The sequence below is a fragment of the Corynebacterium sp. HMSC078A10 genome, assembly GCF_001811565.1.
Taxonomy (GTDB): Bacteria; Actinomycetota; Actinomycetes; order Mycobacteriales; family Mycobacteriaceae; genus Corynebacterium; species Corynebacterium hesseae.
The window spans coordinates 123,775-137,035 of the sequence record NZ_KV805228.1 but is presented as its reverse complement, the minus strand read 5'-3'; the positions used below and the strand labels follow the sequence as shown (position 1 = coordinate 137,035).

At 59.6% G+C, this 13,261-nt stretch carries 16 protein-coding genes; all 16 read right to left on the bottom strand.

The annotated features are described in order from the left end of the window. Positions 1–57: 57 nt before the first annotated feature. On the bottom strand, positions 58–456 hold the full coding sequence (locus HMPREF2808_RS12135; protein WP_070531156.1) for an arsenate reductase/protein-tyrosine-phosphatase family protein: 399 nt from the start codon (positions 454–456) through the stop codon (positions 58–60). Positions 457–503: 47 nt separating this feature from the next. Then, the gene (locus tag HMPREF2808_RS12130) at positions 504–2,081 is read right to left on the bottom strand and encodes a peptide ABC transporter substrate-binding protein (RefSeq protein ID WP_070624901.1); all 1,578 of its coding nucleotides are present in this window, start codon (positions 2,079–2,081) and stop codon (positions 504–506) included. 205 nt (positions 2,082–2,286) lie between these two features. Next, positions 2,287–3,210 (bottom strand): tetratricopeptide repeat protein, encoded by a 924-nt coding sequence (locus tag HMPREF2808_RS12125; RefSeq protein WP_070624899.1) that lies wholly within the window; start codon positions 3,208–3,210, stop codon positions 2,287–2,289. Beyond that, positions 3,207–3,515, bottom strand: coding sequence for a thiamine-binding protein (locus HMPREF2808_RS12120; protein ID WP_070525199.1), 309 nt, complete (start codon positions 3,513–3,515; stop codon positions 3,207–3,209). Before HMPREF2808_RS12120 ends, HMPREF2808_RS12125 begins: the two co-directional genes overlap by 4 nt. Positions 3,516–3,525: 10 nt before the next feature. Then, entirely contained in the window at positions 3,526–3,810 is a 285-nt protein-coding gene (locus tag HMPREF2808_RS13855) for a hypothetical protein (RefSeq protein WP_083303765.1), read from the bottom strand. Next, positions 3,810–4,502, bottom strand: a complete 693-nt coding sequence (nucS, locus tag HMPREF2808_RS12115) for an endonuclease NucS (RefSeq protein ID WP_010187052.1) — start codon at positions 4,500–4,502, stop codon at positions 3,810–3,812. The genes HMPREF2808_RS13855 and nucS overlap by 1 nt, the downstream gene beginning before the upstream one ends. 23 nt (positions 4,503–4,525) lie before the next feature. After that, positions 4,526–5,011 carry a DUF2550 domain-containing protein gene (locus HMPREF2808_RS12110; RefSeq protein ID WP_070624897.1) on the bottom strand — a complete coding sequence of 162 codons (486 nt, stop codon included), beginning with the start codon at positions 5,009–5,011 and terminating at the stop codon, positions 4,526–4,528. Positions 5,012–5,208: 197 nt separating this feature from the next. Continuing rightward, on the bottom strand, positions 5,209–5,577 hold the full coding sequence (locus HMPREF2808_RS12105) for a F0F1 ATP synthase subunit epsilon (RefSeq protein ID WP_046648936.1): 369 nt from the start codon (positions 5,575–5,577) through the stop codon (positions 5,209–5,211). A 10-nt stretch (positions 5,578–5,587) separates the two neighbouring features. Further along, positions 5,588–7,036, bottom strand: coding sequence for a F0F1 ATP synthase subunit beta (atpD, locus tag HMPREF2808_RS12100; protein WP_070528745.1), 1,449 nt, complete (start codon positions 7,034–7,036; stop codon positions 5,588–5,590). Between the two features lie 3 nt (positions 7,037–7,039). Beyond that, positions 7,040–8,023 (bottom strand): F0F1 ATP synthase subunit gamma, encoded by a 984-nt coding sequence (locus HMPREF2808_RS12095; protein WP_070531166.1) that lies wholly within the window; start codon positions 8,021–8,023, stop codon positions 7,040–7,042. A gap of 56 nt (positions 8,024–8,079) precedes the next feature. After that, positions 8,080–9,720, bottom strand: coding sequence for a F0F1 ATP synthase subunit alpha (gene atpA / locus HMPREF2808_RS12090; RefSeq protein ID WP_070528750.1), 1,641 nt, complete (start codon positions 9,718–9,720; stop codon positions 8,080–8,082). 60 nt (positions 9,721–9,780) lie between these two features. Then, a complete protein-coding gene (locus tag HMPREF2808_RS12085) occupies positions 9,781–10,596 on the bottom strand; it encodes a F0F1 ATP synthase subunit delta (RefSeq protein WP_070563259.1) in 816 nt (271 codons plus the stop codon). Between the two features lie 6 nt (positions 10,597–10,602). Next, positions 10,603–11,175, bottom strand: a complete 573-nt coding sequence (locus HMPREF2808_RS12080) for a F0F1 ATP synthase subunit B (protein ID WP_046648931.1) — start codon at positions 11,173–11,175, stop codon at positions 10,603–10,605. Positions 11,176–11,220: 45 nt separating this feature from the next. Then, positions 11,221–11,463, bottom strand: a complete 243-nt coding sequence (locus HMPREF2808_RS12075) for an ATP synthase F0 subunit C (protein ID WP_010187073.1) — start codon at positions 11,461–11,463, stop codon at positions 11,221–11,223. Between the two features lie 99 nt (positions 11,464–11,562). Continuing rightward, entirely contained in the window at positions 11,563–12,375 is an 813-nt protein-coding gene (gene atpB, locus HMPREF2808_RS12070; protein WP_070525178.1) for a F0F1 ATP synthase subunit A, read from the bottom strand. Positions 12,376–12,822: 447 nt separating this feature from the next. Then, positions 12,823–13,257, bottom strand: a complete 435-nt coding sequence (locus HMPREF2808_RS12065; protein ID WP_070525176.1) for a Cg1360 family ATP-synthase-associated protein — start codon at positions 13,255–13,257, stop codon at positions 12,823–12,825. Between the last annotated feature and the right edge of the window lie 4 nt (positions 13,258–13,261).

Here is a 13,261-nt window from a genome sequence, read left to right as displayed (position 1 = left end):
TCACCGCTGAGATCGAATTCCAGCCGCTAGTTTTGGCAACTCGGGCAGTTGCAGTTTTCAGTCTTGTGCGTGAGTATCGAGGAAAGCTCTTACGCGAGCATCAATGTCATCGCGCAACGCATCCATTCGCTCCCCTCCCTCTAGACCACGCACGGACGGGTCCTCAATCTCCCAACGCTCAGCCACTCCGTCATAGTCGGCATCACCAACGATGATGACGTGATCCACCGAAGACGCGAGGCCGGCATCAAGCAACGTTGGCGTTCCTGACATGTCGGCGCCGACCTTTGCAAGAGAGGCCTGCGCCTCGGCGTTCACGCCCTGCGCACGATGCTGTTCAGTGGTCTTTACGCCTGCGGAGTGAACTTCCCAATCGGGCGCATGCTTCTTAGCTAAGGCAGCCGCCATCTGAGACTTACCGCGGTTGGTATTGCAAAGGAAAAGTACGGAGGTCATGCCTCCGCACTTTAGTCATATTTCGGTGTGCCTGTAGGGCCAGATCCCTAGTTCTTCTTCACCGCGTAGTACACCGGCAGGGACTTCCAGTTGAACGTCACGTCCTGGACGTTCTCGGACCAGCCGCCGACCACGTTCGGGTAGAACAGCGGGATTGAGGGAAGGTCACGCAGCAACAGCTCCTGCGCCTGGTTGTAGAGCTTCGCGGCTTCCTCCTCATTCGCGGCGCCGTTGGCCTTCACAATCAGTTCATCGAACTCCGGGTTGGAGTACTTCGAGTCATTGGAAGCTACACCCGTGGTGAAGTTCGGGCCAAGGAAGTTACCCATCGAGGGATAGTCAGCGAACCACGCCGTGCGGTAGGCGCCATCCATACGCTCGGTGCGGTAGGCATCGCGGAAGGACTTGAAGTCCGGGTAAGGGTTCCCCACGGCTTGAATTCCCAGCGTATTGCTGATGTTGTTGGCCACGGCATCGGCCCAGTCTTTGTTGTCGCCATCGGTGTTGTAGTTGATCGGGAACGAGCCTTCAAAAGCACCGTACTTCTTATCGGCCTCCGCCCACAGCTTCTTCGCCTCCTCCGGGTTATAGTCCAGGTTTTCCGAACCCGGAAGGCTGTCGTTGTAGCCATTCAGCACCGGTGACGTGAACTCCCGGGCCGGTGTGCGGGTGCCATGGAAGATGGTCTCCGCGATCTCCTCACGGTTGATAGCCATCGAGATTGCCTTGCGGCGCAGCGTGCCCTCTTCCCCACTAAAGTGCGGGGTCTCCATGTGGATGGACATTTCCAGGTAGGTAGCAGCCGGCTTGGTTTCTTGGCGGCCGGCCAGGTCCTGCTCATAACTACCGAAGGCAGACGAAGGAATGGCTTCGAGGACATCGAGGTTATTCGCTAACAGGTCCATGTAGGCTGCGCTGGAATCGGCGTAGAAGGCGAATTCAATGCCGTCGTTCTGCGCTGCGCGGTCTCCCTTATACTCCGGGTTCGGTTCGATGATCAGGTTCTGGTTGTGGTTCCATTCCTTGATCTTGTAGGGACCGTTCGACACCGGGGATTCGCCAAAGCCCTGCGGGTCCTCCAGCGCGGCCGCGGGGACTGGGAAGTAGGCGTTGTAGCCTAAGCGGCTCGGAAAGTCACTTTCCGGCTGGGTGAGTTCGATGGTGAAGGTGCGCTCATCGATGACCTTGAGGCCTTCCATTTCTTTGACGCCTTCCCCGTAGCCCTTGATGGAGGAGAAGAAGCTCTCATTAAGTTGTTCATTGGCCACCGCGTAGTTCCACGTATCGACGAAGGAATCGGCCGTCACGGCTGAGCCATCAGAGAACTTCAGGTCAGGCTTGAGCGTGACCTTGTAGGTCTTCTCCCCTTCCTTGTCGATGGACTCCGCCATCTCGTTGTGCACATTGCCGTCGGCGTCGTAATACACCAATCCGGAAAACAGCATGTCGACGATGCGTCCGCCGCCGTTCTCATTCGTCATCGCGGGAATGAGCCCCTGCTGCGGTTCGGTACCGAGCACGCGAACATAATTGGAGCTGGCGGCACTATCGGAGCTATCGCTTCCGCAGGCGGTAAGGGTAAGAGCAAGAGAGGCGGCGCCAACGACGCCGAGGAGCTTGCGCATGAGAGTCCTCCTGAAAGAGTCAAACAACCATTGTGCCGTATCGCACAAAAAGGAATTTAACATGCCGTACGTCACATCATTGCTTAAACGCAAAAAGACCCCCAGGAGAGGACTCAACTGAGCCATCCTGAGGGTCCAGCCCGCGACAGTCCGGGAAGGTCGCTCTCGGACCCGGCACAACTTGGGTCCTTTTACTACGCCGTCTTTAGTACAACGCGCTGGCCAGCTTCGTGCGCGCGGCCAGTACGCGCGGGTCACCGGAATCGAAGAGACCAAAGAGCTCCAAGAGGCGGGTCTTGAGCTGTTCCTTCTCATCCCCAGCGGTGCGCTTCATGGCCTCAATGAGGCGCTCGAAGGCGCGGTCGGGGGCACCGGCGACGACCTCTGCGTCGGCGGCGTCGAGTTGCTTTGCCACGTCCTCCGGGGCAGCATCCGCAGCGAAGATGGGATCCTCACTACGGTTAGCCGGGTCCAAGCGCTTGAGCAGCAGAGTGGTGTCGCGCGCCTGCTTAATCTCCGCATTATCCGGCTCAGCGGCCAGAATCTCCTCGTAGGTAGCGATGGCAGCGTCGAAATCGCCACGGTTGAGCGCGTCCTCAGCCAGGCCCAGGCGAGGATCTGCTGCTTCTTCCTCTGAGCTCTCCCCCGCCACATCTTGGTCAGGCAAGCCCTTGAGCTGGGGGCCGAGCTTGTCGACGATCGCCGCTACCCACTGCTCCAGGTTCTCGCGCGGCTGTCCGCCCTCGAAGTTGGTGACGGGCTGGCCGGCTGCGATGGCAACGGTGGTCGGCAGATTCTGCACGCCGAAGACCTGCGCCACCTGGGGCACGACATCAGCGTTGATATAGCCGACGATGAACTTGAGCCCACCGGCAGCCGCCATCTCCTCGAAGTCCTTCTTAAGCTGCTCGGAGGCCGGGGAGCGCGGCGAGCCGATCAGGGCGATGACGGGCACCTCGGCGGAGCGGCGCACCAAGTCATTCTCGAAGTTCTGCTCGGTGACCTCAAAGAAGGGCTGTACACCTGCCGAGGCACCAGTAGTACCCTGTTCCTGTGCTTTCGCCTTGGCCTCTGCCTGCTGCTTGATGGCGCCGAGGTCGAGGGCTCCTCCTACGTACGGTCCGGTCACTTATTCTCCTCCAGGTAACGATTAACGGAATCTACTTTTTGGGTTATCTGCCCGGTCACGCCTTCGCGGATATCGGCTTTAATCACCAGGCTGGTGCGGGGCGAAACCGCGCGCACGGCATCGGTGGCTTCCTTGATAACCGCGAAGACCTCATCCCACTCGCCTTCAACAAGGGTAAACATGGCATTGGTCTCATTGGGCAGGCCGGAAGCCCGGACCACACGCACGGCTTCGGCGACGGCCTCGGACATCTCAGCGCGTTCATCGCCCACGACGGAGGGGGCTACGGAAAAGGCAACAATCATGCCCGCTATCCTACCGCCGCTCCCAGCAGTGCCGGTGCCAATGGCGACGGTCGTCAGCGCGCCCACCGGTATCCCGCGGCCACGCCACGATGTGCGCCACCCCGGGAGGTATGTTCTGGTTGCATCCCGGGCACACGTAGTACTTCTGAGCGGCCGCGCTGCCGACGTGTCTCATAACGAAAGGCTCGCCATGGGTCCAGCTCGGCCCTGGTACCGTCTGCGAGCCGAGGAAGGCACTGCCGTCGCGCGGCAGTGACCGTGCCTCTTCGCGGATCCTACGATTGCGGCGCGGCACTAGAACAACCGCAGCTCGTTGGACTCGATGCCGCGCAGCTCTTGGTAGTCCAGGACGACGCAACGGATACCGCGGTCTTCCGCCAAGGTCCGCGCTTGGGGCTTGATTTCCTGCGCTGCGAACACACCGTGGACCGGTGCTAGCAAGTCGTCGCGGTTGAGCAGCTCAAGGTAGCGCGTGAGCTGCTCGACGCCATCAATTCCGCCGCGGCGCTTGACCTCGACCGCTACGAATTCATTCTTGGAGTTCTTGGCCATGATGTCTACCGGACCAATCGCGGTGGGGTACTCGCGGCGCACCAGTGAGTACTTCTCCCCCAACGTTTCGATATGTTCCGCCAACAGCTCCTGCAAGTGGGCTTCCACGCCATCCTTGACCAAGCCGGGGTCTTCTCCCAGATCCATGTCAATCTCCTGGTGGATCTGAGCGATGGTGATGCGCAGCTGCTCACCTTTCGGATTTTCTACCAGCCACAGTTTCTCTCCTGTGTCCTCGCCGTCGATATCCTCAATCGCCGACTCCTCAAAGGTGCACGGCGGAGTCATCCAGTTCAGCGGCTTATAGGCACGGTCATCCGCATGGATGGACACCGAACCATCGGCTTTGATGAGGATGAGACGGTCCGCCATGGGAAGGTGGGCGTCGAGGCGGCCTACGTAATCTACGGAGCATTGGGCGATGACAACACGCATGCCCTCTACCCTATCGTTGGGCGCTACTTCTTTGGTAAGCGGGTAGCTCGCTGGCGCATCTGGCGATAATCCAACTTCTCTTGGCGCTTCGACGGCGCCGATTCCACCCACGCATTCAACGCCATGATTCCGTGCGCATCAGAGGCAATCTCATAGTCCCGCCCATCGATGCTAATACGGATGATCTGGTGACCAGAGGGCATAAAAGAAGCCTCGTCATCATCCATTGGGCGGGTGCTGCCCAGTTCGATGTCGAGGCGATTAAAGCGTTTGTTGGCGCGCGGCAATACGGAGCGAAGCTTGAAGTACTCCATATACTCGCCGTCATAGCGCACGAGGCCGTGACGCCACGTATGGGAGTCCTTCGAAGGAAGCCGGCGCAGAAGGATGCTCGTTCCGCGGGAACGCACCGTAAAAAACCGAACTGCGGCCAGAATGACGACAACCAGAAGAATCAGTGCGCACAGACCTAAAAGAATAGATAGCCCTTGGAGCACCTGAGAGTTCATGGGTTGATTTCCTTCACCGCGAGTAAGAAACGTTGCGTTGATTCTACCGCTCGCGGAGGAGACAATGCTAGTCCTTGCTTGACCTTTGGCGCAGATCACGAAGGAACCCCACCCCCTCTTAGCGAGGGCGTGGGGTTCCTAGGTGAGAGTGGGAAGGGCGGTCATTGCTGCCCGTCGTTTCCCTCTCCGCTCATCCGTTAGCTGTTGAAGCGGCGGGCGGCGCGCAATGCGGCATCGCCACGGGACCTCGTCAGCTCGCGCTCAGACTTCAGGTCTTCCTGTGCCTGTGCTTCATCGACCTCCGAGGCCCAGATGGCCCAATCGGCGAGGACGGTGATCTTGTTCTCGGACACGGAGAGGAAGCCACCCTGGACAGCGGCGACGCGACGCTCGCCGTCTGCCGGGTGGATGGTCACTACACCATTGTCGATCAACTGACCGACCATGGGCTCATGGCCAGGAAGCACGCCGATCTCACCCTCGGTGGTTTCAGCCGTCACCATGGTGGCCTTTCCGGTCCACAGCAGGCGCTCGACGGAAACCAATTCGGCGGTGATGTCAGCCATGTGCCTCTCCCTACTTCTTCTCGGTCAGCTTCTTGTACGCAGCCTCGACGTCGTCCAAGCCACCCAGGCCGTTGAAGGCCTGCTCCGGGTAGTGGTCGAATTCGCCGTTGCAGATGCGCTCGAAAGCATCGATGGTATCGGCCAGCGGCACGTAGGAGCCCGGCAGGCCGGTGAACTTCTCTGCGACGAAGAAGTTCTGGCCCAGGAAGCGCTCGATGCGGCGAGCACGCTGAACGGTGATCTTGTCTTCCTCAGACAGCTCGTCCATACCAAGGATGGCGATGATGTCCTGGAGCTCCTTGTTCTTCTGCAGGATACCGATGACACGCTGTGCCACCTCGTAGTGGCGCTCGCCCACGATGGACGGCTCCAGAATACGAGAGGTAGAGGTCAGCGGGTTCACTGCCGGGTAAATACCCTTCGAAGCAATACCACGGTCCAACTCGGTGGTGGCATCAAGGTGGGCGAAGGTGGTCGCCGGAGCCGGGTCGGTGTAGTCATCGGCCGGCACGTACACGGCCTGCAGGGAGGTAATGGACTTACCCTTGGTGGACGTAATACGCTCCTGCAGCACACCCATCTCATCAGCCAGAGTCGGCTGGTAACCCACGGCAGAAGGCATACGGCCCAGCAGGGTCGACACCTCAGAACCGGCCTGGGTGAAACGGAAGATGTTGTCGATGAACAGCAGCACGTCCTGGTTCTGAACATCGCGGAAGTACTCCGCCATGGTCAGGCCGGACAGAGCCACGCGCATACGGACTCCTGGCGGCTCATCCATCTGGCCGAAGACAAGTGCGGTGTCTTGAAGAACGCCCATCTCCTCCATCTCGAGGAAGAGGTCGGTGCCCTCACGGGTGCGCTCGCCGACGCCGGCGAAGACGGAGGTACCGGAGAACTCGCGTGCGATACGAGTAATCATCTCCTGGATAAGAACGGTCTTACCCACACCTGCACCACCGAAGAGGCCGATCTTGCCGCCCTTCACGTACGGGGTCAGCAGGTCGATGACCTTAATACCGGTCTCCAGGATCTCGGTCTTACCCTCCAGCTGGTCGAATGCCGGCGGCTCGCGGTGGATGCCCCACTGCTCGCCGTCGCGGCCCAGACCCGGCTGGTCAAGGCAGTCACCGAGGGCGTTAAAGACGTGGCCCTTGACCACATCGCCAACCGGGACGGAAATCGGCTTGCCGGTGTCGGTCACGGCGGCACCGCGGACGAGGCCGTCGGTCGGAGCCATGGACACGGCACGGACGAGGTTGTCACCGAGGTGCTGAGCGACCTCAAGGGTGACGGTCTTTGCAACAGCCTCGAGGGAAACCTCGACGGTCAGTGCGTTGTACAGTGCCGGCAGCCCGCCACGCGGAAACTCCACGTCGACGACCGGACCGATGACACGCACCACACGGCCGGCGGTAGCCGACGACTGTGTGTTCTGCTCTTGCAGAGCTGTAGTCATAATCTAGTCACTTTCTGCGCTTTCGGCGAGCGCCCCAGCGCCACCGACGATCTCTGTGATTTCTTGGGTAATCTGCGCCTGACGGGCCTGGTTGGCCACGCGCGAGAGGTCCTTGACCAGCTCGGTTGCGTTGTCAGTTGCAGACTTCATTGCGGTACGGCGTGCGGCGGACTCGGAGGCCGAGGACTCCAAGAACATCGCAAACAGGAGGCGGGACACGTACTGCGGAAGCAGTGCGTCCATGAGGGTGTCCGCATCCGGCTCGAAGTCGTAATCAGGAGTGATCTGATTGTTCGGCTCGGCGTCGGAAAGCGCGGACTCACCCATGTTGTAGTCCTCTTCCTCGATAACCGGTACCACCGGCAGCAGCTGCTGCACACGCGCGGTCTGGGTCAGCATGGACTCGAACTCGGTGTACACAACGTGGACCTGGTCGAAACCGCGAACGGTCTCGCCCTCCACGTGAATACCCTCGCGGGTCTTGGCCTGGCCATTCGAACCGGCAACGAAGCCGTCGATGATGTGGCGGCGCACGTCGTGCGTCTTCTCCCAGGTTGGATCCTGCGAGAATCCAGTCCAGCTGCCTGCGACCTCGGCCTCACGGAACTTGTAGAAGCCAACGCCCTTGTTGCCGGTCACGTAGCGGACGGTCTCGAAACCCTCACTCTTGAGCAGGGCTTCCAGCTCGGCCGCCTTCTTGAAGATGTTGTTGTTGTAGCCACCGCACATACCGCGGTCCGAAGAGACCACGAGAATGGCGGCCACCTTTGCATCTTCGCGTTCCCGGAGCATCGGGTGATCCAGGGACGTGTGCGCCGCCAGCTTGTTGAGCACGTTAGACAGTTCACGTGCATAAGGCTGGGACGCCTCTACCCTGGCCTGAGCCTTGGTAATGCGCGAGGTAGCAATGAGCTCCTGTGCCTTGGTGATCTTCTTGGTGGAATTGACGGACCGGATACGGTCACGCAGTTCACGAAGATTAGCCATGGTGTTCGCTCCTCCCTTCTTTATCTAGACGGTTAATTCTTAGAGCGTGCGAAACTCTATTTGGCCGTCTTGCGGGAGACGTTGAGCTCGGTCTTATTCACGTCATCCGCGGCGAGCGGGTCAACCGGTGCCTCGGTGCCGAGGTTGTTGCCCTCGGTCGTGCGGAAGGACGGAATGAAGTCCTTAGCAGCTGCAACAAGTGCATCCTTGGACTCGTCGGTCAGAGCGGTACCGCCCTGGATCTGCTCGAACACCTGCGGGGTTGCAGAGTTGAGGTGATCGTGCAGCTCCTTCTCGAAGCGGCGTACGTCCTCGACGGGAACGACGTCGAAGATGCCCTGGTCTGCGAGGAAGATGGACACCATCTGGTACTCGACAGGCTGCGGGGAGGACTCGGACTGCTTGAGCAGCTCGACGAGACGCTCACCGCGCTCCAGCTGAGCCTTGGAGGCCGGATCCAGGTCGGATGCGAAGGCCGCGAAGGCCTGCAGATCGCGGTAGGCAGCCAGCTCAAGACGCAGGTTACCGGCGACCTTCTTCATACCCTTGGTCTGTGCGGCACCACCAACACGGGAGACCGACACACCGACGTTAATTGCCGGACGGACACCCTGGTTGAACAGGTCGGACTCCAGGAAGACCTGGCCGTCGGTAATAGAAATAACGTTGGTCGGAATGAAGGCGGAGACGTCGTTCGCCTTGGTCTCGATGATCGGCAATGCCGTCATGGAACCTGCACCCATGTCGTCGGAGAGCTTCGCAGCGCGCTCCAGCAGACGGGAGTGGAGGTAGAAGACGTCGCCCGGGTAAGCCTCGCGGCCCGGCGGACGGCGCAGAAGAAGGGAAATCGCACGGTAGGCCTCAGCCTGCTTGGTCAGATCATCGTAAATGATCAGGACGTGGTTGCCCTGGTACATCCAGTGCTGACCCAGAGCTGCACCGGAGAACGGTGCCAGCCACTTGAAACCGGCGGCGTCGGATGCCGGAGCCGCCACGATGGTGGTGTACTCCAGTGCGCCGTGCTGCTCCAGGGTGTGGCGCACACCAGCAATGGTGGAGCCCTTCTGGCCGATGGCGACGTAGATGCAGCGGACCTGCTTGTTCTTGTCGCCAGATTCCCAGTTAGCCTTCTGGTTCAGGATGGTGTCGATACAGACAGCGGTCTTACCCGTCTTACGGTCACCAATGATCAACTGACGCTGACCGCGACCAATCGGGGTCATCGCGTCAATAGCCTTGATGCCGGTCTGCATCGGCTCTTCCACCGGCTGACGCTGCAGCACGGACGGTGCCTGCAGCTCGAGGACGCGGTCCTCTTCAGCGGTGATCGGGCCCATGCCGTCGATCGGCTGGCCCAGGGGGTTAATTACGCGGCCGAGGAATTCCTCGCCCACAGGGATGGAGAGAACCTCGCCGGTCCTCTTGACCTCGTCGCCTTCTTTAAGCGACTCGAAGTTGCCCAAGACCACGACACCGATGGAGTTGGTGTCAAGGTTCTGTGCGACGCCAATCACGCCGCCGGGGAACTCGAGCAGCTCATTCGCCATGACGGACGGCAGGCCCGAAACCTGCGCAATACCGTCAGCTGCCGAAATGACCACGCCGACCTCCTCACGGGAGGCCTCCGCGGAGTAGCTCGAGGTGTAGTTCGCAATCGCGCTACGGATCTCGTCGGAGGAGATCGTCAGCTCCGCCATGTTCTTCCTGCTCTCGGTAGTATCTTCCAGCAATTACTTAATCGTTTCTGTCGTTTCGGCTTATGCCATCTGCGCACGAAGGCGAGCAATCTTGCCTGCCGTCGAGCCATCGATGACTTCGTCGCCGACGCGGATGGTCATACCACCGAGGAGGCTGGTGTCAACCTCAGAGTGGATGGACATCGCACGACCATAAATTTTGCCCAGCTTTTCAGCGAGTGCTGCCCGCTGGCTATCGTTCAGCTCACCCGCGGTGGTCACTCGCGCGATGGTACGGCCCTGCAGCTTGGCTGCGGTGTCCGCCAAACCGGCGAGATCATCAATCGGGTTCTGCTCCGGGCGGCCAATGGCCTGCAGCGCAAGCGCCTCAGTAACCATCGTGACCTTGCCGTAGAGCACGCTTGCCAGCAGCCCGACCTTGCGATCGGACGTAGCAGTACGGTCTGAAAGCAGCTGGGTCAGTTCGCCTTCGCGGTCAAGCACGCGCGACAGGGAGAAGAGCTCGTCTTCCACCTGGCCCAGCTTGCCCTCAAACTCAGCGCCACGCAGCAGAGCGCGGCGGCCGAGGATGATGAGGCCACGGGCGATATCACGCGGCGTCGACCACTGTGCGGCGGCGGCCTCCTGCAGCACCTGGAGTGCAACCGGGGTGACCTTTCCACCGAAAAGGGTCTGGGCCAGGGACTTGCGCTCCTCGGAGGTAGCGGCGTCGTCGGTCAGCGCGACACGCAGTTCGCGGTCACCGTCGAGGACGCGGACCACCTCGAAGAGGTCCTGGCCTGCCTGGGTAGCAGTCGCCACCGAGCGGTCGCCGGAGAGGAACTCATCCAGCTTGGACTCAACGGTAGCGAGTGCTTCGCGGCTAGCTGCCTTCATCGTTGCCTACTTTCCGGCCGGTGCCACAGTGTCGAGCTCGGACAGGAAGTTATCAATCGTGGAGGACTGCTTGGTGGCGTCCGAAAGTTCGCCGCCGAGCAGCTTCTCTGCCAGGTTGATGGAGTTCTGTCCGATGTCGGAACGCAGCTCAGACACGACCTGTGCACGGGAAGCTTCAAGCTGCTTCTCGCCGGCGGTCAGGATGCGACGAGACTCTTCCTCTGCAGCTTCCTTAGCCTCTGCCTCGATCAGCTTGCCGCGCTCGCGCGCCTGCTCGCGGATCTCCGCAGCCTCTGCTCGAGCATCAGCGAGCTGAGCATTGTACTTTTCCAGAGCGGCCTTTGCTTCGGCCTGCTGAGCCTCCGCACGCTTAAGGCCACCTTCGATCCGGTCTTCACGCTCCTGCAGCATCTTGTTGTATGCCGGAAGAACAAGCTTCCAGAACACAATCAGGATGATGGCGAACGGAATGATCGACCAGACCAAGTCGTACATCTTGGGCAGAAGGATGGAGTTGCCGCTCTCCAGCGGCAGGTGCTCACTTCCCTCTGCTGCAAGGTAGTAAATGACGTTGTTCATGGGGCTCCGTTCTTAAAGTTCGATTTACTTTGTGTAAAGCGCTCTTTAGAACAGGAAGCCTGCAACGAGGCCGATAAGTGCCAGGGCCTCAACGAAGGCGATACCCAGGAACATGGTGGTACGCAGCTGGCCGGCCATCTCCGGCTGGCGAGCCATGCCCTCGACGGTCTTGCCGACGAGGATACCGATGCCCAGACCCGGGCCGATGGTTGCGATGCCGTAGCCGATAGCGCCGAGGCCCTTGAGGGTGGACTCGTCAGCAGCCTGAGCAAGAATGATTTCGTTCATGATGAAAGTCGTTCCCTTTCAATGTTTTCCCGCGAATTGTTCCGCGGGGGAAGTGGTGATTTCTGGGGTATTTAGTTAACCGCGAGGTTCGCGTTGTTGTTAGTGCGAATCTGCATGCAGCGACAGTTCGATGTATACCGCCGTCAGCAGGGCGAAAATGTATGCCTGCAGGAAGATGACGATAATTTCGTACAGCGTGAACAGAACCGCTGCGACCAGAGTGAGGCCACTCAGTGCGGTCCAACCGTTGAACTGGAAGAAGAAGAAGTTCGTTGCCGAGTACAACAGGACCAAAATGAGGTGGCCAGCCAGGAAGTTCGCCATAAGACGAAGAGCCAGCGTGACTGGACGCATGACAAACGTAGAGAAAGCCTCAATCGGTACAACAAGCACGTGCAGCAACGGCGGAAGGTTAGGAATAACCACCGAGGACTTGACGAACTTGCCGAAGCCAAAGCGCTTTGCGCCGGCGTAAATCATGGCGATGTACGCAACGACTGCCAGCACGATTGGCATACCAATACGAGCATTCGGAGAGATGTTTAGGGCTGGAACAATAGTTGCTACGTTCCAGAACAAAACACCGAAGAAGATCGTGGCCAGGATCGGAAGGAAACGACGTCCTTCCTTACGGCCCAAAATGTCTTCTGCGATGTGAATTCGTACGAAGTCAATCGCATGCTCCGCTACGTTCTGCAATCCTTTAGGAACCAGCTTCGGGTTCCTGAAGGCGACAACAAAAAGGAGCACCAAGATAGCCGCCATAAACAGGCGGACCAGCATGATGCGATCCAAAGCGAACCAACCGTTGGCGAAATCGGCGAAAAGAAGATCGACGACTCCACCATCTTCGGTTACGTGCCCCGGGAAAAATTCTGGATCCAGTTCGGGTGCGTGAAACTCACCCTTCATGGCCAATGTCGTAACGCTCAGCGTTCTCTCCCGTGTTCGGGCCACACAGCTTGTCGAAGGCTATGTGGTGCGATGGACGTCTCAAGCTCTTTGCCCTGCTCACGGACTCCGTCGCACATCAGCGTAAACAGGGCAAGGATAAACCGTACTTTTTCGGGATAGCATGACGCTAACCCGCGGTAACCCGAAGAGAATGCTATCAGTTCGCCCTCAAGTTTTCGCACGTGGGGGCAGCGTTGTGAACCTAAAGGCACAGCCCAGCGCCGTGCGGCCGCATAAAACGCCCACATTCTGCCAAAACCCTACTAAGTGTATTTGGTCACACACCCGCGTTTTCCCACCTTGACGGGGGTAATGAGCGCCCGAAGCGGCGTCATTTCGCTACACAAAAAGCCACCCTCCCGGGGTCACCGGGAGCAGTGGCTCACTGAAAAAGGTCGAGAAAGGCTAAGACACGTAGGTCACGTTGGAGGTGACCACACCCCATACCTCAGTTCCCAACGTCACCGCCAGCGCCAGTAGGACGGTGACGAAGAGGGCCATCGTGTCGTAGAACTCTAGGTCCTTGATCAGCAACAACACCATGATGAGGATGACGACCTTAAGCAACCAGCCACCTAGGACCACAGCCATCGTCGTCGAGGGTGTCGTGCGTGCGGTAATAAGCACCGAGGCCGCGGTAAAGAGCACGAAGCCGCCGCCGATGGCCGCACCGACGAGTACTCCCCAAATTCCGGGCACCCCGCGAACGCCACCCCAGATGGATAAGGACGCGATGGTTACGACGATAAGGCCGATGACCCCGAGGCGCAGGGCGCGCTTCAGGGGGCGACGATGATCGTCGTAGGGCGAAAGCTCTTCGGAGGTCGTTGAATCAGTCACAGCC